Below are 25,361 nucleotides of genomic sequence, written 5' to 3'. Positions count from 1 at the left end.
CGACTTCGCACAGGGGGCGGGAATGACAGTGGCTTTGCGCGCTTGGATGGCTCTCGGATTGCTCGTGGTGGCGGGGACGGCACAAGCCTGTTTCATGCCGCCGCACGTGGAGTCGGTGGCGCCGGGCATCCTCCGGATTCCGCCCCACGCGATCTCGGCAACGGCGTCGTGGGCGGCGCGACCGGTGTCGGAAGCCCTGCCTGCATCGGACCTCCGCTCGGGCGGCAACGATCCTGCGTGCGCCATGGACTTCCTTGTCGGTGCGGACGCCTCTCCCAAGGCATTCGGCCTTCCGGCAGTGCCGTGGGTGACCGCGAAGACCTCGGGGCAGCAATTGCGCATCGGGCTGCAGCCCGGCGACCGCATCTTTGGCCTGGGCGACAAGGCGGGCCCGATGGAGCGTCGCGGTCGGGTCTTCGAACTCTGGAACACCGATGCCTACGCCTGGGATGCCGCGCGGGACCCCTTGTACAAGTCGATTCCGTTCCTGCTCGTCGTGCGCCAGGGGCGCGCATTCGGCGTGTTCGTCGATGCCACGCAGCGCATGATCGTCGATGTCGGCAAGCGCGACCCGGGCGCGCTCACGTTCGAGGTCACGGAAGGCGCGATCGACTGGTACTTGATCGATGGCCCCACGCCGCGCGAAGTCCTGCAACGCTACACCGCACTCACCGGCCGCACGCCGTTGCCACCGAAGTGGGCGCTCGGCTTCCAGCAATCGCGCTACACCTATCTTCCCGAAGCCCGCGTCCGCGAAGTCGCCGCAACCCTGCGCGCGCATCGCATCCCCGCCGATGCGATCTGGCTCGACATCGGGTTCCAGGACGCGAACAAGCCCTTCACCATCGATCGCAAGGCCTTCCCGGATTTCGAAGGCATGATCTCCGACCTGCGCAAGGATGGCTTCCACACGGTGCTCATCACAGACCTGCATATCGCGAAGCAGCCGGGATACGCGCCCTACGAGAGCGGGAAGGCGATCGATGCCTTCGTGAAGCGCAACGGTGAGGACTACGTCGGCAAGGTGTGGCCGGGCGACAGCGTGTTCCCCGATTTCTCGCGTGCGCAGGTGCGCGATTGGTGGGGCGGGCTGTACACCGACTTCGTGCGCATGGGCGCGGCAGGCTTCTGGAACGACATGAACGAGCCGTCGGTGTTCGACGGTCCCGGCGGCACGATGCCGGACGACGTGGTGCATCGCCTCGACGACGGCACCACGCGCACGCACCGCGCGATGCACAACGTGTACGGCATGCTCAATGCGCAGGCGACGTTCGAAGGGCTGGTGAAGCTGCGCCCCGGCGAACGTCCCTTCGTGCTCACGCGCGCCGCTTATGCAGGCACGCAGCGCTACGCCGCGACCTGGACGGGCGACAACACCGCCGACTGGGCGCACCTCGCGCAGGGCGTGCCGAACATCCTGTCGCTGGGCCTGTCGGGGATGGCGCTCGCGGGCGACGACGTCGGTGGCTTCATCGGTTCGCCGCCGCCGGACCTGCTCACGCGCTGGTTCCAGCTCGGCGCGTGGCAGCCGATCTTCCGCAACCATGCGGCGACGGATACGCGCGACCACGAGGCCTGGGTCGACGGGCCGGAACACGAAGCGCTGCGCCGCACGGCGATCGAACAACGCTATCGCCTGATGCCCTACCTCTACACGCTGGCCGAAGAGAACGCGCGCACCGGTGCGCCGATCACGCGGCCGGTGTGGTTCGAATTCCCGAAGGCGGCGGGCAGCGATCGCGAGTTCCTGTTCGGTCGCGATCTGTTCGTGGCGCCCGTGGTGAGCGAACGGCTCGATGCGCATGTCGTGCAGTTACCGCCGGGCACGTGGTACGGCCTGCGCGATGGCAAGCGTTACACCGACACCGTGACGTTCAACCCCGCGCCGCGCGACGTGCCCGTGTTCGTCCACGCCGGCGCGATCGTGCCGATGCAACCGCTCGTGCAGCACACGGGCGAGACGCCGCAGGGGCCGCTCGAAGTGCACGTGTGGGTGCCGGAGGCGGGCGGCGATTGCAGCGGCACCTTGTACGACGACGATGGCCACAGCTTCGCGTTCCGCAGCGGCGCCTACCTGCGCATCCGCTTCGCGTGTGAAGTGCGCAAGGGCACTACCCTCGTGTCGGCCACGGCCGAACACACGGGCTTCTCGCCCTGGTGGAAGTCGATCGACGTCATCGAACACCGCGCCGACGGCACCACCCGCACGCAACACATCGAAGGCGCGCGTACGGACTGGCGCGCGACCCTCCGTTAGCCCGGATACGACAACGGCGCTCCCGGCCCGATCGGGAGCCCGAGTGCGATCCAGATCGCGAACAGCACCGACCAGCCGATCGCGAAGGCGATGGAATACGGCAGCATCGTCGAGACCAGCGTGCCGAGCCCCGCACGCGGCTCGTAACGTTGGAAGAACGCGATGATCAGCGCGAAGTAGCTCATCATCGGCGAGACGATGTTGGTCACCGAATCGCCGATGCGATAGCCCGCCTGCACCAGCTCCGGCGAGTAGCCGAGCAGCATGAACATCGGCACGAAGATCGGCGCCATCAGCGCCCACTTCGCCGAGGCCGAGCCGATGAACAGGTTCGCCACCGCCGTGATCGCCACCAGGCCGATGAACAAGGGAATCGCAGGCAGGTGCAGCGCCTGCAGCAGGCCCGCGAGTTTCACCGCGAGGATCAGCCCGAGTTGCGTCCATTGGAAGCAGGCGACGAACTGCGCGGCGAAGAACACCAGCACGATGTAGGTGCCGAGCGTCGACATGCTCTGGCCCATGCCGCGCACGATGTCCGCGTCGCTGCGCAGCGTGCGTGCGCCGATGCCGTAGGCGACGCCCGCCACCACGCCGTAGGCGAAGATCACCGCGACGATGCCTTGCAGGAAGGGCGAGTCCAGCACGCCGCCGCTGGCGGTGTTGCGCAGGAAACCATCGGCCGGCAGCAGGCCCCATGCGATCGCGCCACTCAGTGCGAGCGTCGCCACGAGCGCCCAGCGCAGGCCGCGACGTTCCATCGCATCGGGCGGCGCGATGGCCCCGTCGGCCTGCGCCTCCGGCAAGGACGCGAAGCGCGGTGCGACGAAACGTTGCGTGACCCAGGTGCCGATGGCGACGACCAGCGGCGTCGACGCCATCATGAAATACCAGTTGGCCGCCGCATTGACCGTGTAGGCGGGATCGACCACGCGCGCCGCTTCCTGCGACAAGCCCGACAGCAACGGATCGATCGAGCCGAGCAACAGGTTCGCCGAATAACCGCCCGACACGCCCGCGAACGCCGCCGCCATGCCGACAATGGGATGCCGCCCCGCGCCCTGAAACATCAGCCCCGCGAGCGGGATCAGCAGCACATAGCCGATTTCGCTGGCCATGTTCGACATCACGCCGGCGAACACGACGACCGGCGTCAACGCCCAGGTCGGCGCGGCGAACACCAAGCGCCGCAAGGCCGCACCGATCAATCCGGAGTGCTCCGCCACGCCGATGCCGATCAGCGAGACCAGCACCGCACCGAGCGGTGCGAAGCCGGTGAAATTGGGCACGAGGCCGGTGAGCAGGCGATGCACGCCTTCGCGCGACAGCAGGTCGACGGGGCGGATGATCTCGCCGGTGGCCGGATGCGCGGCGGTGATACCGAGCTGTACCGCGAGCCACGACCCGACGACAACGCACAGCGTCAGCAACGCGAACAAGGTCGCCGGATGCGGCAGCGCGTTGCCGCCAACTTCGACGATGTGGAGGAAACGATCGGTCAGCGAACGCGCGGGCCGCGCGTCGGAAGTGGTCGAGGACATGTCGGGCTCCGCGGAATGCAGGCTGCGTGGATAACGCAGTCGACCGCCACGGGCCTATGGGACGCAATCGTGCCTTGGGGCAGAAAAGGCTTTACGCGTTGCCGCCGATCCAGGGCTTCGCCAATGCCAGCCGCACCGTCCGCACGCCCGGCAGGCTGCGCAGCACGCCGGGCAGCGACGCATCCGCGCGCACGCCTTGCCCGCCGTTGATGTTCAGGCGGCCCACCGCGGTGGAGGTGATCGCTTCCAGCAACAAGGGCGTCGCCCCCGGCAGGAACGGATGCAATGCGCGTTCGAACTGCGCAAGCGCGTCCTTCTGCCGCAGGTCGAGCTTCACCGACAGGCGCTGCGCGTACTGGCTGCACACCTGCGAGAAATCCCAGCAACGCTTGGCGCGCAGCGAGAAGCCGCCGCTGAACTCGTCCTCGCGCAGGCCGCCTTCCACCACGATGATGCGATCGCGCGTGAGCAGCTGCGCGAAGCTGTAGTAGGCCTCGGCGAAGAACGCACATTCGATGCGCCCGCGCCCGTCCTCCAGTTGCACGAAGGCCTGGCTGTCGCCGCGCTTACGCATGCCGATGACCTGGCCGGCGATGACCACGGACATCTCGGGGCGCCAACCCTTGCGCTCGCTGTCGGGGCGTTCGCTCCACAGACGATCGAGGTCGCTCAGGTCGTGGCCCACCAGCCCGCGCAGTTCATCGCGATACGGATCGAGCGGATGTCCGCTGAGGTAGTGGCCGAGCGTTTCGCGTTCGCCCTGCAGCTTCTGCTGCAGCGGCCATTCGTCGAGTTCGGGTAGCGACAGGTGCAAGGCCGGCGCTTCGGGCATCGCGCCGAACAAGGAGACCTGGCCCGCCTCGCGCTCGCGCGCGAGCTGGTCGGTCGCCTTCAGCACTTCGGGCAATTGCGCCATCAGCGAGGCACGGTTGCGGCCCAGCGCATCGAGCGCGCCCGCGTTGACGAGCGCTTCTAGTGCACGCCGATTGAGCTTCGACGAATCCACGCGCTTGCAGAAGTCGAGCAGGTCGGCGAAGCGGCCGCCGCGCGCACGTTCGTCGGCGATGGCTTCGCAGGCGCCGCGGCCCACACCTTTCACGGCGCCGAGGCCATAGCGGATCGTTTTCGGATCCTTGGCTTCGAACATGTACACCGACGCATCCACGTCCGGCGGCAACACCTCCAGCGACAAGGCGCGCGCTTCATCGAGGAAGCCCACCACCTTGTCCGTGTTGTCCATGTCCGAGGACAGCACCGCCGCCATGAACTCGGCGGGGTAGTGCACCTTCAGCCAGGCCGTTTGATATGCGACCAGCGCATACGCGGCCGAGTGCGACTTGTTGAAGCCGTACTCGGCGAATTTCTCCATCAAGTCGAAGATCGACGAAGCCAGGCGCGCTTCGACTTTGTTCTCCGCCGCACCGGTTTCGAACTTGACGCGTTCCTTCGCCATCTCCTCGGGCTTCTTCTTGCCCATGGCGCGGCGCAGCAGGTCGGCGCCGCCGAGCGAATAGCCCGCGAGCACCTGCGCGATCTGCATCACCTGTTCCTGGTACACGATCACGCCGTAGGTCGGCGCGAGCACGGGTTCCAGCAGCGGATGCGGGTAGGTGACTTCGGCGTTGCCGTGCTTGCGGTCCACCCAGTCGCGGTCCATCCCCGAACCGAGCGGGCCGGGGCGGAACAGCGCGGCGAGCGCGATGATGTCTTCGAAGGTGTCGGGTTTCGCGCGCTTGAGCAGCTCGCGCATGCCGCGCGATTCGAACTGGAACACCGCGACGGTGTCGCCGCGCGCAAACAGTTCGTAGGTGCGCTTGTCGTCGAGCGGCAGCGCGGTGATGTCCAGCGCCGCTTCGCCCGCCGTCTTGCGGCGCACGTTGATCGCCTTCACCGCCCAATCGATGATCGTGAGCGTGCGCAGGCCGAGGAAGTCGAACTTCACCAGGCCGATGGATTCGACGTCGTCCTTGTCGAACTGCGTGACCGGGTTCTTGCCGCGTCCGCCTTCGTCGTGTTCCGCGAACAGCGGGCAGAAGTCGGAGAGCGGGCTCGGCGCGATCACGACGCCGCCCGCGTGCTTGCCCGCGTTGCGCGTCAGGTCTTCGAGTTCGCGCGCGAGCGCGAGCAAGTCGCGGACGTCGTCTTCGGCCGCCTCGCGCTGGATCAGTTCGGCGGACGCGAGCTCCGGGTTCTTCTTCGCCGCATCGGATTCGCCAAGCGCATCGTCGAGGCAGATGCCGAGCGTATTCGGAATGAGCTTGGCGATGCCGTCGACGAAGCCATACGGATGGCCGAGCACGCGGCCTGCATCGCGCACCACGGCCTTCGCGGCCATGGTGCCGTAGGTGATGATCTGGCTGACGCGGTCGCGGCCGTACTTCGCGGCGACGTAGTCGATCACCTCGTCGCGGCGATCCATGCAGAAGTCGATGTCGAAGTCGGGCATCGACACGCGTTCCGGATTGAGGAAGCGTTCGAACAGCAGGTCGTAGGGAATCGGATCCAGGTCGGTGATGCCCAGCGCCCACGCGACGATCGAGCCTGCACCCGAACCACGCCCCGGACCCACGGGAATGCCGTGATCCTTCGCCCAATTGATGAAGTCGGCCACGATCAGGAAGTAGCCGGGGAAGCCCATCTTCACGATGACGTCGAGTTCGATCTCGAGGCGTTCGAAATACGACTCGCGCGTGTGGCCCGCGGCGATCGGGGCCTTCTCCAGGCGATTCGTCAAACCCTCGCGCGCCTGCACGCGGATCCAGCTGTCCAGCGTTTCGTCGTCCGGCACCGGGAAGGCGGGCAGGAAGTACGTGCCCAGGCGCAGTTCGAGATTGCAGCGCGTGGCGAGCGCGATCGCATTGTCGATCGCATCCGGCACGTCGGCGAACAGCTCGCCCATCGCTTCGGAGGATTTGACGAACTGTTCGGGGCCGTAGTCCTTCGGACGCTTCGGGTCGTCGAGGACGCGCCCGGTTGCGATGCACACGCGCGCTTCGTGCGCGTCGAAGCCTTCGGCATCGAGGAAGCGGGCATCGTTGGTGGCGATCACCGGCATGCCGCGGCGTGAGGCCGCATGCAATGCGAAGGCGTTGAACGCATCTTCGCCTTCGCGCGCGGTGCGCGTGAGTTCCAGGAATGCGCGTTCGCCGGTGGCATGTTGCAGTTCCGCGAGCCATTGTTCGGCGAGGTCGTGCTTGCCCGCGGCGGCCAGGCGCCCGGCTTCGCTGTTGCGTCCCGCGAGCACGAACAACCCGGTGTTGGCCTCGCGCAACCACTGCGGCCGCACCACGACACCGTCGTTGCGATGGCCTTCCATCCAAGCGCGCGAGAGCAGGCGCGACAGGCTCAGGTAACCGTCGTTATCCCGGCACAGCACGGTCAGGCGCGTCGGTGCTTCATCGCCGTCGGCCAGCAGCAGGTCGGCGCCGGCGATGGGTTTGACGCCCGCGCCTTCGGCCGCCTTGTAGAACTTCACCAATGCGAACAGGTTGTTCTGGTCGGTGACGGCCACCGCTGGCTGGCCCAGCGCAACGCAGCGCTTGACCAGGTCCGCGATGCGGATGGTCGAGTCGACCAGCGAATACTCGCTGTGCAGGTGGAGATGGGCGAAAGCGGGCATGCCGGGCCGTGCGTCGGGTTACCCGGCAGTGTGGAGGGGGGCGGGAAGCGGGACAAGTTCTTGACAGCCCCGCGGCCGCCCCTTGTTCGTCACCCGTCAGCTGCCGATGCGGAACGGCGCTTCGGCGTGGCCGCTGTAGCTGTAGTGGCTGTCGTTGACCCGCATGTTGTGCTGCCACAGCGCGATCTCGGCCAGGCGGTCGCGGATCCACGCGGCGCGCTGTTCATCGCCCGAGCCGGCCGGCGTGTGTTCCGACCGATAGGCGCAGAAGTCGCGATAGTCCTCGGCTTCGGCCGCGAAGGCCGGCCAGGCGAGTTCGAGCAGCAGCACGTCGTCCAGCTTGCCGAGCAGCGGCTCGCGGTCGGGGATCATGTCCTCGTCCTCGTCGAGATAGCCGATCAGCTTGGCCAGGCGGCTGCGCATGGCTTCGGGGGGATCCCAACTCGCATCGTCGAGCATGTGGCGCAGTTCCTCGATGCGGTGCAGGCGACGGTCCAGGACGTCCTGCGCGGCCTGGGAGGGCATCGAGGCCAGCCAGACGCACAGGTTGCGGACGCGGTCGGCGTCGACCCTCACCGCGTCGGGGTAAAGCTCATGCAGCAGCGCATCGAATCGGGCGACGGCCTCCGGATGGATCGCGGGGCCGGTCGCACCACTGTCCGCGCCGAATGACAGCGGCAGGGGGTCGTCGGTAAGAGTGGGGGTGGTGAGTCGCATGGCGCACTCCCGGGCCCGGCTGTTTCAGGTGGGTCGCTGCGCCGGCCGGCGCGACGCGCGGCCTTCTACTGGGATGCAGGATGAGTCTCCTCCGTTGCAATCGATCTGTCGCGGGGAGGAAGTTGGGGTGCCGAAAGTCCCGCACGCTGCCCGACCGACGGTGGCCGGGCACTTTCGCTGGCTGCGTTGGGGAAAACGTGCAGGAGCATTCGCGCGACCACGAGAAGGTCTTCCGCTTCGACGATGTCGAGGTGCGCGCACGGCCGATCGGCGTGCGTCGCGGCGATCGCATGATCGGCGTGGAACCGAAGGCGCATGCCGTCCTGATGGTCCTGCTCAACCGCGCGGGCGAAGCGATCGAGCGTGAAACGCTGCTCGATACGGTCTGGGGCCATCGCCATGTGACACCGAGCGTGCTCAATCGCATCGTGGCGCAATTGCGCCGCGCGCTCGGCGACGATGCGAGCAATCCGCGCTACATCCAGACGCTGCACGGACGCGGCTATCGCTTCATGGTGAAGCCCGAGCGGCTGGAAGGCGACGAGGAAGGAGAGACCGCCGCCGTCACGCCCGTCGTCGAAGCGGCGCACGATCCCACGTCCCGCCACCACTAGGCGGGCACGCGCTCCAGCGGCACATCCACGGGCAGCAGGCTGCCCTGCAAGGCTTCGCGCACGGGCGTGAAACTGCGGCGATGCTCCGGGCATGGTCCGTGCATGCGCAGGGCCGCCAGGTGCTGCGGCGTCGAGTAACCCTTGTGCTCGTCGAATCCGTACGACGGCCAGCGCGCGTGCAGGTCGACCATGTAACGGTCGCGCGTCACCTTGGCCAGGATCGAAGCGGCCATGATCGCGCGGTCGCTCGCATCGCCGCCGATCACCGCTTCGGCATGGCGACCCAGGCCGCGGGGCAGCGCGTTGCCGTCGATGCGCGCGGCTTCGCACGCGTGCTGCACGCCTTCCAGTGCCAGGCGCATGCCGAGCATCGTGGCGTGGTAGATGTTGAGGCGGTCGATCTGTTCCACGTCGACGGAGACGATGTGGAAGGCGAGCGCGCGTTCGACGATGCGCTCGAAGAGTTCGGCGCGACGGTCGGCCTGCAGTTGCTTGGAATCGGCCAGGCCGTTGATCGGCGTGCGACCGGGTGCGAAGACGACCGCCGCCACCACCACGGGCCCGGCGAGCGGCCCGCGTCCGGCTTCATCGATGCCCGCGACGCGATGGATCTTCGAATCGATCGCGAAGGGAACGAGGGCGTCGGGCAACAGGTCGGTCATCGGGGCGCGAGCTTGCGGCGGGGCGACGTATTCACGCAAGACGCGGCGCGGGCTCGGCGAGCAGTTCGGCCACGGCGTCGGCGGCGCGCGCGGAGGCGTCACGGCGCAGCATCAGGTGCATGTCGCGAAAGCGTTGCTGCAGGAGCAGGCCCGGTTCGGGCGTGCCGAGGTAGGGCGCCAACGCCTTCGCGAGCTTGTCCGCCGTGCAGGCGTCCTGCAGCAGTTCCGGCACCAGGCCTTCGCCGGCCAGTACGTTCGGCAGCGAGACGTGTTCGACCTTGAGCAGGCCGAAGGTGCGCACGATGGCGTGGCTGATGGGCGCGAGCTTGTAGGCCACGACCATCGGGCGTTTGCACAGCATCGCTTCCAGCGCCGCCGTGCCGGAGGCAAGGAGCACCGCGTCGCTGGCGATCATGGCGCGCTGCGCATGGCCGTCGAGCACGTGGAGGTTGGCGATGCCGGCGGGACGCAAGGATTCGATCGCCTGCCTGCAGGCCGCGTTCGCCGCGGGCACGACGACATGCAAGCCGGGGAATTGCTTCGCGAGCAAGGCGGCGGCGTCGAAGAAGATGCGGCCCAGGCGATGGATTTCGCCCAGGCGCGAGCCGGGCAGGATCGCGAGCGCGCGCTCGTCCGCGGCGATGCCGAGGGCTTCGCGTGCCGCATTGCGATCTGGTTCCAGCGGCAACGCATCGGCAAGCGGATGGCCGATGTAGCGCGCGTCCACGCCGTGGCGCGCGTAGATCGGCGGCTCCATCGGGAACAGGCACAGCACGCGATCGGCGCTGCGACCAATCTTTTCCGCGCGCGATTCGCGCCACGCCCACACCGACGGGCTGACGTCGTGCACGGTGCGCACGCCGCGCTGCTTGAGCCAGCGTTCGACGCCGAGGTTGAAGTCGGGCGCGTCGATGCCGATGAACACGTCGGGCTTCCACGCGAGCATGCGCGTGCGCAGTGCGCGGCGCACGCGCAACAGGCGCGGCAGGTGCGCGAGCACTTCGGCCAGGCCCATCACCGCGAGTTCGGACGCATCGTGCCAGGCGTCCAGGCCCGCTTCGCGCATGCGGTCGCCGCCGATGCCGGCGAATTCCGCGTCGGGGAAGCGTTCGCGCAACGCCTCGATCAAGCCTGCGCCGAGCTGGTCGCCCGAGGTTTCGCCGGCGACGAGGCCGATGCGGGGCGGCATCGCGTCAGCGCAACAAAGGCCGGTCGCCGGCCTGGATGAAGTCGCGCATGGCGCGCACGTCGTCGCTGTCGATCTCGCCCAGTTGCACCATCGCGTCCTCGAGCTTCGCACCGGAGATGTAGAGCGCACGGTAGGCGCGCTTGATCGCCGACACGCGCGCGGCATCGAAGCCCCGGCGCTTGAGCCCTTCGGCATTGATGCCGCGCGGACGGCCATAGCCTTCCTGCGCGACCATCACGAAGGGCGGCACGTCGCCGTTGACGAACGCGCCCATGCCGACGAACGCATGCGCGCCGATGCGGCAGAACTGGTGCACGCCGACGAAGCCGGACAGGATCACCTGGTCGCCCACTTCGACGTGGCCGGCCAGCGTGGCGTTATTGGAGAACACGCAGCCGTTGCCGACGATGCAGTCGTGCGCGATGTGCACGTAGGCCAGCAGCCAGTTGCCGTTGCCGATGCGCGTGACGCTGCCGCCGTTGCCCGTCCCGCGGCTGATGGTGGTGAACTCGCGCACGACGTTGTCGTCGCCGATCACCAGTTCCGTGCGTTCGCCTGCGAATTTCTTGTCCTGCGGATCCCCGCCGATCGCGGCGTGGCCGTGGAAATGGTTGTTGCGGCCGATGCGCGTGGGGCCCGCCACCGTGCAGTGCGGCCCCAGGATCGTGCCGTCGCCGATCTCGACCTCCGCGCCGACGACGCAGAACGGCCCGACGCGCACGCCTGCGCCGAGCTTCGCGCCCGCGTCGACGACGGCGGTGGGATGGACCTGGGCGCTCATCGCGTCAGGCCTTGACCTCGGCGCACAGGATGTCGGCGCAGGCGACCTGTTCGCCATCCACGCGCGCGATGCCCGAGTACAGCGCCATGTTGCGGATCGTGCGCTTGAGCTCGACCTGCAGCGAGAGCTGGTCGCCCGGCACCACCATCTTGGAGAACTTCGCGTTGTCGATCTTCACGAGGTAGAACAGCTTGCCCTCCGCGCCCGACTGGTGCGAAAGCTGCGTCAGGATGCCGCCGGCCTGCGCCAGCGCTTCGATCACCAGCACCCCCGGCATCACCGGGTGGCCCGGGAAGTGGCCCTGGAAGAAGGGCTCGTTGATCGTGACGTTCTTGATGCCGACGATGCGCTTGTTCGATTCGAACTCGGTCACGCGATCGACCAGCAGGAAGGGGTAGCGGTGCGGCAGCAGGTGCTGGATCGCCACCACGTCGAGGGGAAGTTGCACATCCATCTTGTTAATCCTTGTCCGTGCCCGCCAGGCGGCGGGCCAGTGCATCGAGTTGCTTGAATCGGGCGGCGCTCTTGCGCCAGGCGCGATTGTCCATGATCGGCGTGCCGGACGAGTACTCGCCGGGCTCCTTGATCGAATGCGTCACCAGGCTCATGGCCGTGACCACCACGCGGTCGCAGACCTCCAGGTGGCCGAGGATGCCCGCGCCGCCGCCGACCAGGCAGTAGCGGCCGATGCGCGCGCTGCCGGCCACCGCGGAGCACCCGGCCATGGCCGTGTGCGCGCCGATCACCACGTTGTGGCCGACCTGGATCTGGTTGTCCAGGCGCACGTCTTCCTCGAGCACGGTGTCTTCCAGCGCGCCGCGGTCGATGGTGGTGTTCGCACCGATCTCGCAGTCGTCGCCCACCACCACGCCACCGAGCTGCGGCACCTTGAGCCAGCGGCCGGCGTCCATCGCCAGGCCGAAGCCGTCGGCGCCGAGCACGGCACCGGGATGGATGCGCACGCGCTGGCCCAGGCGCACGCGCGTGACGAGCGTGACGCGTGCGATGAGCTGGCAGCCGGCGCCGACATGGCAGTCCTCGCCGACGATGCAACCGGGGCCGAGCGAGGCGCCTGCGTCGACGATGCTGCGCGCACCGACGACCACGTGCGGCCCGATGTGCGCGCCGGCATCCACGATCGCCGTCGGATCGACGACGGCGGTGGGGTGCACGCCGGCTTCGAACGCGGCGACGGGCTCGAACAGCGCGGCGATGCGCGCGAAGGTCGAATACGGATCGCGCGCGAGCAGCGCGGTGCCGGTGTAACCCTCCGCATCTTCCGCGCGCATGACGACGATGCCCGCGCGAGACGCGGCCAGCTGCGCGCGATAGCGCGGATTGGCGAGGAAGCCCAGCGTGTCGGGCGTGGCATTGGCCAGGGTGGCCACGCCACGCACCAACGTCGCCGGATCGCCGGCGACCGCGAGGCCGAACCGGTCGGCGAGCTGGGCTGCGCTGTAGGAAGGCGCGCTCATGCGCCCGCCGTCAGAACGATCCGCCGAAGGAGAACTGCAGGCGCTCGGTCTCGTCGCCCGGGAAGCCGTTGGCGAAATCGGCGTCCTTGGTGCGAATCGGGATCGCGTAGCTGATCGACAGCGGTCCCATCGGCGAGCGCCACAACAGCGCGACACCGGCGGAGGCACGCAGCTCGCCCGCATCGAACGCGTTGTAGTCGGCGAACACGTTACCGAAGTCGACGAACGCCGAGATGCGCGCGGCCGGCGAGTCGAACAGCTTCGGGAACACCGCTTCCACGGTGCCCACGGTCTTGAACGCGCCGCCCATCGGCTGGTACGTGAAGCCGTTGAATTCGCGCGGGCCCAGCGAGTTGTCGACGAAGCCGCGGACGCGGCCCGAGGACATGATGCCGCCGGCGTAGAAGCGCTCGAAGAACGGCAGGCCGCTGTCGTTTACCGTGCGCAGGTAGTCGGCCGACGCGCGCGAGCAGGGCACGGACATGTTCGTGCACAGGTCGCGGTAGGTGACGCTGCCGTAGCTGTCGCCGTAACCGACGTCGACGCTGGTGGACAGGATCATCCACTGCGCCAGCGGGAACAGGCGCGAGTACTGGTACTCGGCCTTCCAGAATTCGGCGGTGGAACCCGGCATCGCGATTTCCACGCTGGCGCGGTGGTAGCTGCCGCGCGTGGGCATGAAGTAGTCGTTGCGCGTGTCGCGGGTGTAGCCCAGCTGCGTGCGCCACGCGTGGAAGGTCTGCTGGCCGACCGCCTTGAGGTAGTCGACGATGCTGCGCGGCGTGCTGGCGCTGAGCAGGATTTCGTTGGTGTCGATGCCGATGAGCGCCGAGACCGAGTCGTATTCCGTGATCGGCAGGCCCAGGAAGGTCTGGAACGCGCCGCTGTTGGTCGAATAGTTCGCCACGCCGTAATCGGAGTAGTCGAACTCGCGCCACCACAGGTTGTAGCCGAGCGACATGCCTTCGTCCGTGAAGTACGGATTGGTGAAGGAGAAGTCGTAGCGCTTCTGGTAGCTGCTCTGCTGCGCCGCGATGGACACGCGGTTGCCGCTGCCGAGGAAGTTGGATTCCGACAGCTGCACGGACAGGTTGACGCCGCTGAGCTGCGAGTAGCCCACGCCGAACATGAAGCTGCCCGAGGTCGTTTCCTTCACGGTGAACACGACGTCCACCTGGTCGTCGGTGCCCGGCACCGGCACGTTCTCGACTTCGACGGTCTCGAAGTAGCCCAGGCGCTGCAGGCGCACCTTCGAACGGTCGATCAGCGACTGCGAATACCACGCACCTTCGAACTGGCGCATTTCGCGGCGCAGCACTTCGTCGGCCGTGCGCGTGTTGCCCTTGAAGATGATGTGGCGGACGTTGACGCGGTTGCCCGGGATGACCTGGAAGTTGATGCCGACGGTCTTGTTTTCCTGGTGCACTTCCGGCAGCGGGTTCACCTGCGCGAACGCATAGCCGATGTTGGCCAGCGTGGAGGTGATCGAGTCGGAGGTGAACTCGAGCAGGCGGCGGGAGAAGATCTGGCCTTCCTTCACCGGCACCATCTTTTCCACGTCCGCCTTCGGCAGGACCGTGTCGCCGGTGATCTTCACCGAGGAGATCTTGTAGATCTCGCCCTCGGTGAGGCCGGCGGTGATGTACATGTCGCGCTTGTCGGGGCTGATCGCCACCTGCGTGGAGTCGAGGCTGAAGTCGACGTAGCCGCGATCCAGGTACCAGCTGGTGAGCTTCTCCATGTCGCCGGAGAGCTTCTCGCGCGAGTACTGGTCGTCGCGCTTGTAGAACGAGAGCCAGTTGTGCTCGCGCGATTCCCACTGGTCGGTGATCACCTCGTCGGGATACACCTCGTTGCCGACCAGGTTGATGTGCTGGATGCGCGCGGCCTTGCCTTCCTTGACCGTGATCGTCACGTCCACGCGGTTGCGATCCAGCTTGGCCACGGTGGGCGTGATCTGGACGTTGTACTTGCCGCGGTTGTTGTACTGGCGGTTCAGTTCCTGGGTGACGCGGTCCAGGCTCAGGCGGTCGAAGGTTTCGCCTTCCGACAGGCCGATTTCCTTCAGGCCCTTGAGCAGGTCATCGGTCTTGATGTCCTTGTTGCCGGTCAGCGTCAGCTTGTTGATGGCCGGGCGCTCGACGACGGTGATCACGAGGATGTCGCCCTGGCGATCCAGGTGCACGTCCTCGAAGAAGCCGGTCTTGTAGAGCGCGCGGATGGCGTCGGCCGCGGCGGCCGAATCCAGCGTGTCGCCACGCTCGACCGGCAGGTAGGTGAAGACGGTACCGGCGGAGATGCGCTGCAGGCCTTCGATGCGGATGTCGCTGACGGTGAAGGCGGTGGGCTCGACCGTCGGGGTCGCGGCCGGCGCGGTGTCCTGGGTGAGCGCGAAGGGATTGGCCGTCTGCGCCGCGGCGGGGGCGGCGATCGCCGAAGCGAGGGCAAGGGCGAGCAGGCGGCGGGTCAGGTGTCGCGTCATCGTCACGTCCGGTAGAGGGGGCACGCTCTTTTCAGAGCATTTTGGTGGGGTTACCAATGGAAAACGTCGTTGAACAACGCCAGTCCCATCAATCCGGCCAGCAGCGCCAGGCCCACGTATTGTCCGGCAGCCATTGCTCGCTCGCTCAATGGGCTGCCCTTGACCAACTCGATAAGGTAATACAGCAGGTGTCCCCCGTCCAAGAGCGGGATGGGCAACAGGTTGAGGATCGCGAGTGAGAGCGACAACAGGGCCAGAAAGTTCAGGAACCAGGCTGCACCGAGTTGCGCCGTGGCATTCGCGGTGCGGGCCGTGGTGATCGGGCCCGACACGTACTTCAGCGACACGCTGCCGCTGAACATCCGGCCGATCATGCCCACCGTGTCCTTCGCGAGCTGGCCGGTTTCGGTGATCGCCATGGGGATCGCCTCGATCGGGCCGTACCGGCGCACCGCGTCGAAGGGCGGTTGCTTCACTTCGCCGGAGGTGATGCCGAGGATCGCCTTTTCGGTGCCATCGGGTTCGCGCGAACGCGTGGGCGTGATCTCGAGCGCGAGGCGCTGGCCATCGCGTTCGACTTCCACCATGCCCGGGCCGCCGCGCGCGGCGAGCGCCTGCACCTTGGGCCCGATGTCCTCGTAGCTGTAGACCGGCTCGCCGTCGACCGCGGTGATGCGATCGCCTTCGGCGAGCACGCCATAGGCGGGCGTGTTTTCCTTGACGTCGCCGACCACGGGCGGCACGAGGCGGAAGCGCGGGGTCAGGCCGATCGCATGCGGGGCATCGAGTTCGTCGAAGTCCTTGGGCAGCTCGCCCAGGTCGAGGGTGCGCACGCGATCGCTGCCCTCGGGCGTGCGGACCTGCAGCTGCACGCGCGTGCGATCGATCGCGGCGGTCGCGAGCGCGAACTGCACTTCGCCCCACGTGGGCGTTTCGCGGTCGCCGACCTTGCGCACTTCGTCGCCCGGGTGCAGGCCCGCCTGTTCGGCGATGCCCTGCGCGCGCCCGACCACCGGCGCGTAATCCTGGCGGCCGACGACGAACATCGCCCACAGCAGCACGATGCACAGCAGGAAGTTGGCGACGGGCCCGGCCGCGGCGATCGCGATGCGGCGATACACCGATTGCTGGTTGAAGGCGCGGTGGCGTTCGGCCGGCGCGACGTCCGTCTCGCGCTCGTCGAGCATCTTGACGTAGCCGCCGAGCGGGATCGCGGCGACCGCGAACTCGGTGCCGTCGGCGTCCTTGCGCATCCACAACGGCTTGCCGAAGCCAACGGAGAACCGCAGCACCTTGACGCCGCAGCGCTTGGCGACCCAGTAGTGACCGAACTCGTGGAAGGTCACCAGCAAGCCGATGCTGACGATCCACCACCAGATCGAGCCGAAGAACTCACTCATTGCATTGCCTCGATGCGACCTGCCATGCGGCCGATGGCCGCTTCGGCGAAGCGCCGCGCATCGCGGTCCGCCTCGCCGAGCAGCTCCAGGGAGCCGGCGCTATTGGAACCCAGCGCGGCGAGCGTCTCCTCGACCAGCGCGGGGATTCCAAGGAAAGCGATGCGGCCCTGAAGAAACGCTGAAACCGCCACTTCATTCGCCGCGTTCAGCACGGCCGGTGCCGTCCCGCCCGCGCGGAGCGCAGCATAGGCCAAACCGAGGCAGGGGAAGGCCGCCAGGTCGGGGGCTTCGAACTCCAGGCGGCCGTGGCGCAGCAGGTCCAGCCCGGCCACGCCCGATTCGATCCGCTCCGGCCAGCCCAGGCCCACCGCCAGCGCGGTGCGCATGTCGGGCAGGCCGAGCTGGGCGAGCGTGCTGCCGTCGACGAATTCGACCAGCGAGTGCACCAGGCTTTGCGGATGCACGAGCACGTCGAGGCGGTCGGCAGGCAGGCCGAAGAGGTGGTGCGCCTCGATCACCTCCAGGCCCTTGTTCATCAGCGTGGCCGAGTCGACCGAGATCTTCGGCCCCATCGACCACTTCGGATGCGCGACGGCCTGCGCGGGCGTGACGTCGGCGAGCGTGTCGCGCGTACGTCCGCGGAACGGGCCGCCGGACGCGGTGAGCACGATGCGTTTCAGACCAGCGCGCGCATGCGCATCGGGCAGGCACTGGAAGATCGCGTTGTGCTCGCTGTCGATCGGCACGATGGTTGCGTTCGCGGCGTGCACGGCCTGCATCAGCAGTTCGCCGGCGAGCACCAGCGACTCCTTGTTGGCGAGCAGCAGGCGTTTGCCCGCGCGCGCGCCGGCGAGCGTGGAGGGCAGGCCCGCGGCGCCCACGATGGCGGCTACGACGGTGGTGCAGGCATCGCTTGCGACGAGCGCATCGAGCGCTTCGCTGCCGGCGTGCGCCTGCGTCTTGAGCCCGGCGTCCCGCAATCCGTCGCGCAGCGCATCGAAGCGCGATGCATCGGCGATCACCGCGTGGTCCGGGCGATGCGTGCGGCACAGCGCGATGAGCGCGTCGACCTGCGAGCCCGCGGACAGCACGCTTGCGCGCAATCGTCGCGGATGGCGCGAAATGACGTCGAGCGCACTGGTCCCGATCGAGCCGGTGGCGCCGAGGACTGCGACCTGCTGCATGGTCAGAAGCCGAAAAGGCCCTTGCCGAGTGCGAAGACCGGCAGCGCGGCGAGCACGCTGTCGATGCGGTCGAGGATACCGCCGTGGCCGGGGATGAGGTCGCCCGAATCCTTCGCGCCGACGTGCCGCTTGAGCAGGCTTTCGAACAGGTCGCCGACGACCGAGAACCCGACCGTCACCACCACCACCAGCACCACCGCGGGCAGCTGTGCCATGGAGGCGCCGGCCAGCGGTGCGCCGACGAGCGCGACGATGATCGAAGCGACCATGCCGCCGACGAGGCCTTCGATGGTCTTGTTGGGACTGATGCGCGGGCTGAGCTTGTGCTTGCCGAAGTGGCGGCCGGCGAAATACGCGCCGCTGTCGGCGGCCCAGATCACCACCAGCGCCAGCAGCAGCCAGCGATGGCCGTTGGGCTGGCTGCCATGGATGAGCGCGAGCGCGCACCAGGCCGGCACCACGGCGAGCGTGCCGGCGGCGAGCTTGAACATGCGTGCGTTCGTGTCGTGGTCGGACGCGAACTCGTAGTTCTTCAGCCACAGCATCGCGAGCAACCACCACGCAACGCCGACCACGCTGGCGAGCTGGAACAGCACGAAGCTGAAACCCGTGCTCGAGCGCGAGGCCCAGACGATGGCGACCATCATGGCGAGGTTGGCCACGAGCAGGACGCTGCGGTGCAGGGTGTCGTCGATCTCCGCGAGACGGAACCATTCCCACAGGCCGATCAGGAAGAGCACCGCCGTCAGCGCGACCAGCCAGGGCGTACCGAGCAGCAACACGGCCGCGATGGCGAGCGGGGTCATGAACAGCGCGGCCAGAAGTCGCGTGCGGGTCATTCGTTGGTCCCGGAAGGGGGCATGGAGGAGGGCGTGGATACCTGGGCCCCGGTGAGTCCGAAGCGCCGCTCGCGCATCGCGTAGTCGGCCAGGGCCTGGCGGAGTGTGGCGGCATCCACGTCCGGCCACAATGTTTCGGTGAACCACAGCTCGGTGTAGGCGAGCTGCCACAGCAGGAAGTTGCTGATGCGCAGGTCGCCTCCGGTGCGGATGAACAGGTCCGGCGGCGGCAGGTCCGCGAGCGCGGTGCGCATGCCGAGGCTGCGCTCGTCGATGTCCTCCGGGCGGATGCGGCCTGCGGCCACGTCGGCGGCGAGCCCGCGCGCGGCGTTCACGATGTCCCAGCGGCCACCGTAGCTCGCGGCGATGGACAGGTGCAGCGTCGCGTTGCCGCGCGTGAGCGTTTCGGCGTGCTCCATGCGCGCACGGATCGCGTCGCCGAAGCGTTCGCGTTCGCCGATGAAACGCACGCGCACGCCGCGGCGATGCAGTTCTTCCACTTCGCTGGCGAGCGCGTTGAGGAACAGCTTCATCAGCGCGCCGACTTCTTCTTCCGGCCGCCCCCAGTTTTCGCTGGAGAACGCGAACAGCGTGAGCGCACCGATGCCGTGCTCGATGCAGAAGTCGATGCATTGGTTGACCGCGCGCGCCCCGGCGCGATGGCCGATGACGCGCGGGCGCCGACGGCGTTCGGCCCAACGGCCGTTGCCGTCCATGATGATGGCGAGGTGGCGCGGTACCCGCGCTGGCGGTGCGTCGGAAGCCATGTGCTGCGTGGCGATCAGACCGCCATCAGCTCCTGCTCCTTGGCCTTGACCACGTCGTCGACGTCCTTGATCGCCTTGTCGGTCAGCTTCTGGATGTCGGCTTCGCTGCTGCGCTCTTCGTCTTCGGTGATCTGCTTGTCCTTCAGCAGTTCCTTGATGTGGTGGTTGGCGTCGCGGCGGATGTTGCGGATGGCCACCTTCGCGTCTTCGCCGCCGGCGTGCACGTGCTTGGACAGTTCCTTGCGGCGCTCTTCGGTCAGCGGGGGCAGGTTGATGCGGATGACGGTGCCGGCGGTGTTCGGCGTCAGGCCCAGGTCGGAGGCGAAGATCGCCTTCTCGACCACGGCCACCATGGGCTTCTCCCACGGCGTGATCGTCAGCGTGCGTGCATCGGCCACGGCAACCGTCGCGACCTGGCTCAGCGGCATCTCCGACCCGTAGTAGTTGACCTTCAGGTGGTCGACCAGCGCCGTGGTGGCGCGGCCGGTGCGGAGCTTGGTCAGCTCCTGCCTGAACGCGTCGACGCTCTTCTGCATGCGGGTGGTGGCGTCTTTCTTGATGTCGCTGAGCATCGCGGGCTCCGGGTCCTTTCGATCAGGCGCGGGATTATAAGGGGGGAGAGCCCCCGGGGGCCTCACGGCTGGGGTCGCCCCGCACCGTCAGTGATGCGGGGCCCTGTCATGCACGTCGTGCTCGCAGGCCGTCCCGTGCTCGATCTGGAGCGTCGGGTGGTTGATGCCGAAACGCTCGTTGAGGTCTTCGGTCAGCGCGTCGATGAACATGTCGTGGTCGGTCGCGTCGGGACGCACGAGGTGCGCGGTCATCGCGATCTCGCCCGCGCCGAGGGACCAGATGTGCACGTGGTGCACCGCGGTGACGCCCGGGCAGGAGGCGAGGAATGCGTGCACGTCGCCCTGGTCGATGTTCCGCGGCACGGCGTCCATCGCCGCGTTGAAGCTGTCGCGCAGCAGGCCGAACGCGCTCACGGCCACGACCACGCCGACGAGCAGCGCGGTGAGCGGATCGAGCCAGCGCCAACCGAAGGCGAGCATGCCCGCGCCGGCGAGCACCGCGGCGAGCGACACCGCGGCATCGGCCATCAGGTGCAGGAACGCGCCGCGACGATTGAGATCCTCGTGCCCGCCATGCATGAACCAGGCGGCGCCGAGGTTCACGAAGATGCCGATGCCCGCCACGACCATGATCGGAATGCCGGGGACATCCGGCGGCGAGGTGAAGCGACGCACCGCTTCCCAGGCCAGCGCACCGGAGAAACCCGCGAGCACGATGGCGTTGGCGAGCGGCGAAAGCAGCGTCGCGCGCCGCCATCCGTAGGTGTGGCGTTCGGTCGGTGCGCGCCGCGCGATGACCGCCGCGCCCCACGCAAGCGCGAGCCCGAGGACGTCGCCGAGGTTGTGCAGCGCATCGGACAACAGCGCGAGCGAGTTGGTCGCGAAACCGTAGCCCGCTTCCAACGCGGTGTAGGCGAGGTTGAGCAGCGTGACCCACGCGAAGGCGCGAACGCCCGCATCGCCGTGGTGGTGGTCGCCGCTCTTTTGGGCGCCGCTTTTGTGGGCGCGGTGGTCGTGGTGTGCGTGGCCCGCGCCCATGCGACTCAGCCGCGACCCTTCACGAGCGTGCCGATGTTCTCGCCGCGCAGGATGCGCAGCAGCACGCCGGGGTGCGACATGTCGAAGATGCGCAGCGGCAGGTCGCTGTCGCGCGCCAGCGCGAACGCCGCGGTGTCCATCACCTGCAGGTCGCGCGAGATCACCTGGTCGTAGGTCAGCGAATCGAAGCGCACCGCATCCTTGTGCTTCTTCGGATCCTTGTCGTACACGCCGTCGACCTTGGTCGCCTTGAGCAGCAGGTCGGCGCCGATTTCGATCGCGCGCAGCGCGGCGCCCGAATCGGTGGTGAAGAACGGCGCGCCCACGCCCGCGGCGAAGATGCAGATGCGGCCCTTCTCGAGGTGCCGGACGGCGCGGCGGCGGATGTAGTCCTCGCACACGTCGTTGATCTTGATCGCGCTCATCACGCGGCAGCGGCCGCCGCGCTTTTCCAGCGCGTCCTGCATCGCCAGCGCGTTGATGACGGTGGCGAGCATGCCCATCTGGTCGCCGGTGACCCGGTCCATGCCGCCGGCGGCCAGGCCCGCGCCGCGGAAGATGTTGCCGCCGCCGATCACCAGCGCGATCTCGACGCCGGCCTCGCGCGCTTCCATCACCTCGTCCGCGAGGCGGCCGATGACCTTGGGGTCGATGCCGTAGTCCTCGTCTCCCATCAACGCCTCGCCGGACAGCTTGAGCAGGACACGGCGAACGGCGAGCTGGGACATGGGGGCTCCGGGCGGTACTGGGGATGGCGAGGATTCTAGCGGATCGCCCTCGGGACGAACGCTTCGCTGCGACGCAGCGCGAACGCACCATCGCCCGACAGCCACAGCACCAGCGAAGCAACGATCAGGAACATCGGGTATTCCCAGCCACCGCCGGTCGCGGTGAAGACCCAGCCATTGGGCAGGTGCACCGCGAGGGCGCCGAGCAGGATGGGGATCAGCGCGAGCGCGACCTGGCGTGCATAGACGCCGAACAGCAACGCCACGCCGCCGAAGATTTCGAGCGGGAACACGATGTAGGCCAGCCCGCCCGGGATGCCATGCGCCTCGAAGAACAACGCGGTGCCGGGGAGGGTGAAGACCAGCAGCTTGAGCAGCGCGTGCGAGATCCACATCGCCGCGAGCGCGGTGCGGAGCAGCGCGAGGCCGAGGCCGGAAGCGGCGGGGACGGCGGCTTGGGTGGGAGCGATGACGGCGGCCATGGCGGCCTCCTTTGCGATGGGTGTGCCGACAGCCTAAGATTGCGCCACTGCAATCGGAATAAGTGGAAACGCAAATGGCCATTGCATCCACGCAATACGATCTGTCGCCTGCGGATCTCGCCGTCGTCCTCGCCCTGGCGCGGCGCGGCACGCTCGCCGCGGCGGGCGAACTGCTGGCCGTCGACAGTTCCACGGTGTTCCGCGCGCTGCAGCGCATCGAGAAGGGCGTCCACCAGCGGCTGTTCGAACGCACCCGCGCGGGCTACGTGTCGACCGAACTGGGCGCGCAGCTGGCGCGCCACGCCGAGCGCATCGAGGCCGAGCTGGATGCCGCGCGCGGCATCGCGCAATCGCCCGGGGAAGCGGTCTCCGGCACGGTGCGCATCAGCACCACCGACACCTTGTTGCACGGATTGTTGTTGCCGGCCTTGCGTTCGCTGTCCACGGAACATCCGTTGCTGCAGTTCGAACTCGCCGCGAGCAACGAACTCGCGAGCCTGACCAAGCGCGACGCCGACATCGCATTGCGCGCGACCGCGAAGCCGCCGGACCATGTCGTCGGCAAACCGCTCGGCACGATCGAGGTCGCCTTGTTCTCCGCGCGCGGCAAGGGCCGGCACGCGTTGCATGCGGATCCCGCGACGGCGCCGTGGATCGCACCGGACGACGCCTTGCCGCAACATCCGAGCGTGGTGTGGCGCAAGCGCCACCATCCGCACGTGGTGCCGCGCTACCAGGTCAACAGCATCCTGTCGGTGTGCGAAGCGGTGGCGGCGGGGCTGGGCGTGGGCGTGTTGCCCTTGTTCCTCGCGCGCGGCCGCGAGGAACTGATCGCGTTGAGCGATCCACTGACCGATGCGCGCACGCAACTGTGGTTGCTCACGCATCCCGAATCGCGCCACCTGCGGCGGATCGCCACCGTCGCGCAACATCTCGCACGACACATCGCGCTCGATTGACGGGCAACAAAAAACCCGCGGTTTCCCGCGGGTTTCTCGTGGAGCAGGATGACTACCGGGCGATCAGACCTGCATCGCCTTGGCCACTTCGGCCGCGTAGTCTTCCTTGACCTTCTCGATGCCTTCGCCGACGGCGAGGCGCTGGAAGCCGACGACGTCCGCACCGGCGGCCTTCACCGCGGCTTCGACCGTCTTGTCGGTGTCGAGGACGTACGGCTGGCCGTACAGCGTCACTTCGTTGACGATCTTCGCGATCTTGCCGCTGATGATCTTCTCGAGGATTTCGGCCGGCTTCTGCTTGTCCTTGTCGGACATCTTGGCCAGTTCGATTTCCTTTTCCTTCGCCACGAAGTCGGCCGGCACGTCGGCCGCCTTGTTGTACGGCGGGTTCATCGCGGCGACGTGCATCGCGATGCCGCGGGCGAGGTCGGCGTCGCCGCCCTTCACCTCGACGAGCACGCCGATCTTGCCGCCGTGCACGTAGGCCGCGACGTTGTTCGCCGTGTCGATCGTGGCGAGGCGACGCACCTGGATGTTCTCGCCGAGCTTGGCGATGGCGGCGGCGCGCGCTTCTTCGACCGTCTCGCCCGTGGCGAGCTTGGCCGACTTCAGCACTTCGGCGTCGGTGGCGCCGGAGGACAGCGCGGCCTGGGCGACGGCGTTGGCGAAGGCGAGGAAGTTCTCGTCCTTGGCGACGAAGTCGGTTTCCGAGTTGATCTCGACGAGCACGGCCTTGCCGCCGGCCTGCGCCATCGCGATGCGGCCTTCGGCGGCCACGCGGCCGGCCTTCTTGTCGGCCTTGGCGAGGCCCGACTTGCGCAGCCATTCGGCCGCGGCGTCGATGTCGCCGGTGTTCTCGGTGAGCGCCTTCTTGCACTCCATCATGCCGGCGCCGGTGCGCTCGCGGAGTTCCTTGACAAGGGAAGCGGTGATTTCAGCCATGGGGGTACCTCGGAAAATTGAAACGAGTGGGTGATCGGGCGCCGCGCGCGGCACCCGATCCTCATCCGACAGTGCGGATGGAATTACTCGGCCTTGGCCGACGGCTTGCGCGGCGGGGCCTTCTTGGCCGGGGCGCGACGCGGGCCCTTCTTCTCTTCGCCTTCGCCGGCAGCGGCTTCGGCGAAGTCTTCCTCGCGGACGTTGGCGGCCGACGGAGCGGCAGCCTTGCCTTCGAGCACGGCGTCGGCCGCGGCGCGGGCGTACAGCTGCACGGCGCGGATGGCGTCGTCGTTACCCGGGATGGCGTAGTCGACCAGGGCCGGATCGTAGTTGGTGTCGACGACCGCGATGACCGGGATGCCGAGCTTCTTGGCTTCCTTGACCGCGATGTCTTCGTGGCCGATGTCGATCACGAACAGCGCGTCGGGCAGGCGGTTCATGTCCTTGATGCCGCCGAGCGAGGCTTCGAGCTTGTCGCGCTCGCGGCGCAGGCCGAGCACTTCATGCTTGACCAGCTTCTGGAACGTGCCGTCGGTTTCGCCGGCTTCCAGTTCCTTCAGGCGCTGCACCGACTGCTTGACGGTGCGGAAGTTGGTGAGCGTGCCGCCCAGCCAGCGCTGGGTCATGTACGGCATGCCGCAGCGGGTGGCTTCTTCCTTGATCGCTTCGCGCGCCGAGCGCTTGGTGCCGACGAACAGGATGGTGCCGCGCTTCTGCGCGATCGCCGAGATGAAGTTCATCGCGTCCGAGAAGAGCGGCATCGTCTTCTCGAGGTTGATGATGTGGATCTTGCCGCGGGCGCCGAAGATGTACGGACCCATCTTGGGGTTCCAGTAACGGGTCTGGTGGCCGAAGTGCACGCCGGCTTCCAGCATCTGGCGCATGGTGATCTGGGGCATTACGAAAACTCCTGACAGGGAACCGGCCGCCAATCTGTGTGGCGGGCAATGGTTCCGGGGTTGGGCCTCCCCGTCGCTTCCGCCTCCGAACCTCTTGCGAGGCACCCCGGAGCGGGTTGTTGCGACGGGTGTGGATTCGACGGTGACGCCCGTCGTGGGCGGCTCCAGGCGGGAAAGGTCCCCCGGGAAGCGGCGGAATTGTAGCCGGACCAAC

General features: G+C 67.8%; 22 protein-coding genes. 3 read left to right on the top strand and 19 right to left on the bottom strand.

The features are described 5' to 3' along the window. Window positions 1–94 precede the first annotated feature (94 nt). Window positions 95–2,260 (top strand): TIM-barrel domain-containing protein, encoded by a 2,166-nt coding sequence (locus tag LVB87_RS14815; protein ID WP_232898726.1) that lies wholly within the window; start codon window positions 95–97, stop codon window positions 2,258–2,260. Here LVB87_RS14815 and LVB87_RS14810 read toward each other — a convergent pair. The 3 genes from LVB87_RS14810 to LVB87_RS14800 form a co-directional block, all read right to left on the bottom strand. Next, the gene (locus LVB87_RS14810) at window positions 2,257–3,798 is read right to left on the bottom strand and encodes an AbgT family transporter (protein ID WP_232898725.1); all 1,542 of its coding nucleotides are present in this window, start codon (window positions 3,796–3,798) and stop codon (window positions 2,257–2,259) included. The genes LVB87_RS14815 and LVB87_RS14810 overlap by 4 nt on opposite strands. Window positions 3,799–3,889: 91 nt before the next feature. Continuing rightward, on the bottom strand, window positions 3,890–7,417 hold the full coding sequence (gene dnaE, locus LVB87_RS14805; RefSeq protein WP_232898724.1) for a DNA polymerase III subunit alpha: 3,528 nt from the start codon (window positions 7,415–7,417) through the stop codon (window positions 3,890–3,892). A 96-nt stretch (window positions 7,418–7,513) separates the two neighbouring features. Then, entirely contained in the window at window positions 7,514–8,134 is a 621-nt protein-coding gene (locus tag LVB87_RS14800; protein WP_232898723.1) for a hypothetical protein, read from the bottom strand. 197 nt (window positions 8,135–8,331) lie between these two features. Here LVB87_RS14800 and LVB87_RS14795 point away from each other — a divergent pair, with 197 nt between their 5' ends. After that, the gene (locus LVB87_RS14795) at window positions 8,332–8,748 is read left to right on the top strand and encodes a transcriptional regulator (RefSeq protein ID WP_232898722.1); all 417 of its coding nucleotides are present in this window, start codon (window positions 8,332–8,334) and stop codon (window positions 8,746–8,748) included. Here the strand turns inward: LVB87_RS14795 and LVB87_RS14790 are convergent. The 14 genes from LVB87_RS14790 to LVB87_RS14725 form a co-directional block, all read right to left on the bottom strand. Next, window positions 8,745–9,410: a ribonuclease HII gene (locus LVB87_RS14790; RefSeq protein ID WP_232898721.1), complete on the bottom strand. Its 666-nt coding sequence runs from the start codon at window positions 9,408–9,410 to the stop codon at window positions 8,745–8,747. The genes LVB87_RS14795 and LVB87_RS14790 overlap by 4 nt on opposite strands. Window positions 9,411–9,441: 31 nt before the next feature. Further along, on the bottom strand, window positions 9,442–10,599 hold the full coding sequence (gene lpxB / locus LVB87_RS14785; protein ID WP_232898720.1) for a lipid-A-disaccharide synthase: 1,158 nt from the start codon (window positions 10,597–10,599) through the stop codon (window positions 9,442–9,444). A gap of 4 nt (window positions 10,600–10,603) precedes the next feature. Then, a complete protein-coding gene (gene lpxA, locus LVB87_RS14780; protein ID WP_232898719.1) occupies window positions 10,604–11,380 on the bottom strand; it encodes an acyl-ACP--UDP-N-acetylglucosamine O-acyltransferase in 777 nt (258 codons plus the stop codon). Between the two features lie 4 nt (window positions 11,381–11,384). Continuing rightward, window positions 11,385–11,834, bottom strand: coding sequence for a 3-hydroxyacyl-ACP dehydratase FabZ (gene fabZ / locus LVB87_RS14775; protein WP_232898718.1), 450 nt, complete (start codon window positions 11,832–11,834; stop codon window positions 11,385–11,387). Window positions 11,835–11,838: 4 nt separating this feature from the next. Next, window positions 11,839–12,855: a UDP-3-O-(3-hydroxymyristoyl)glucosamine N-acyltransferase gene (lpxD, locus tag LVB87_RS14770; RefSeq protein ID WP_232898717.1), complete on the bottom strand. Its 1,017-nt coding sequence runs from the start codon at window positions 12,853–12,855 to the stop codon at window positions 11,839–11,841. 10 nt (window positions 12,856–12,865) lie between these two features. After that, a complete protein-coding gene (gene bamA / locus LVB87_RS14765) occupies window positions 12,866–15,337 on the bottom strand; it encodes an outer membrane protein assembly factor BamA (protein WP_232898716.1) in 2,472 nt (823 codons plus the stop codon). Between the two features lie 50 nt (window positions 15,338–15,387). Further along, window positions 15,388–16,737: an RIP metalloprotease RseP gene (rseP, locus tag LVB87_RS14760; protein ID WP_232898715.1), complete on the bottom strand. Its 1,350-nt coding sequence runs from the start codon at window positions 16,735–16,737 to the stop codon at window positions 15,388–15,390. Further along, window positions 16,734–17,921 carry a 1-deoxy-D-xylulose-5-phosphate reductoisomerase gene (locus LVB87_RS14755; RefSeq protein ID WP_232898714.1) on the bottom strand — a complete coding sequence of 396 codons (1,188 nt, stop codon included), beginning with the start codon at window positions 17,919–17,921 and terminating at the stop codon, window positions 16,734–16,736. Before LVB87_RS14755 ends, rseP begins: the two co-directional genes overlap by 4 nt. A 2-nt stretch (window positions 17,922–17,923) precedes the next feature. Then, a complete protein-coding gene (locus LVB87_RS14750) occupies window positions 17,924–18,760 on the bottom strand; it encodes a phosphatidate cytidylyltransferase (RefSeq protein WP_232898713.1) in 837 nt (278 codons plus the stop codon). Further along, the gene (gene uppS, locus LVB87_RS14745) at window positions 18,757–19,527 is read right to left on the bottom strand and encodes a polyprenyl diphosphate synthase (protein ID WP_232898712.1); all 771 of its coding nucleotides are present in this window, start codon (window positions 19,525–19,527) and stop codon (window positions 18,757–18,759) included. Before uppS ends, LVB87_RS14750 begins: the two co-directional genes overlap by 4 nt. 14 nt (window positions 19,528–19,541) lie before the next feature. Next, window positions 19,542–20,099: a ribosome recycling factor gene (gene frr, locus LVB87_RS14740; RefSeq protein WP_232898711.1), complete on the bottom strand. Its 558-nt coding sequence runs from the start codon at window positions 20,097–20,099 to the stop codon at window positions 19,542–19,544. Between the two features lie 87 nt (window positions 20,100–20,186). Further along, complete coding sequence (locus LVB87_RS14735; protein WP_232898710.1) at window positions 20,187–21,137, bottom strand: cation diffusion facilitator family transporter; 951 nt, start codon at window positions 21,135–21,137, stop codon at window positions 20,187–20,189. 5 nt (window positions 21,138–21,142) lie between these two features. Further along, window positions 21,143–21,865, bottom strand: coding sequence for a UMP kinase (gene pyrH, locus LVB87_RS14730; RefSeq protein WP_232898709.1), 723 nt, complete (start codon window positions 21,863–21,865; stop codon window positions 21,143–21,145). 35 nt (window positions 21,866–21,900) lie between these two features. Beyond that, window positions 21,901–22,347 (bottom strand): DoxX family protein, encoded by a 447-nt coding sequence (locus tag LVB87_RS14725; protein WP_232898708.1) that lies wholly within the window; start codon window positions 22,345–22,347, stop codon window positions 21,901–21,903. A 74-nt stretch (window positions 22,348–22,421) separates the two neighbouring features. Here LVB87_RS14725 and LVB87_RS14720 point away from each other — a divergent pair, with 74 nt between their 5' ends. Further along, on the top strand, window positions 22,422–23,306 hold the full coding sequence (locus LVB87_RS14720) for a LysR family transcriptional regulator (RefSeq protein ID WP_232898707.1): 885 nt from the start codon (window positions 22,422–22,424) through the stop codon (window positions 23,304–23,306). Between the two features lie 63 nt (window positions 23,307–23,369). Here LVB87_RS14720 and tsf read toward each other — a convergent pair whose 3' ends face one another. Together tsf and rpsB are read right to left on the bottom strand one after the other, a co-directional pair. Next, window positions 23,370–24,248 carry a translation elongation factor Ts gene (gene tsf, locus LVB87_RS14715; RefSeq protein WP_232898706.1) on the bottom strand — a complete coding sequence of 293 codons (879 nt, stop codon included), beginning with the start codon at window positions 24,246–24,248 and terminating at the stop codon, window positions 23,370–23,372. 83 nt (window positions 24,249–24,331) lie between these two features. Further along, on the bottom strand, window positions 24,332–25,147 hold the full coding sequence (gene rpsB / locus LVB87_RS14710; RefSeq protein WP_232898705.1) for a 30S ribosomal protein S2: 816 nt from the start codon (window positions 25,145–25,147) through the stop codon (window positions 24,332–24,334). Window positions 25,148–25,361 lie beyond the last annotated feature (214 nt).

Origin of the sequence: Lysobacter sp. KIS68-7, from assembly GCF_021284745.1 — a bacterium.
Classification (GTDB): Bacteria; Pseudomonadota; Gammaproteobacteria; order Xanthomonadales; family Xanthomonadaceae; genus Noviluteimonas.
Note: the sequence above shows the minus strand (reverse complement) of the source record. Positions and strands in the feature narration are given on the sequence as shown.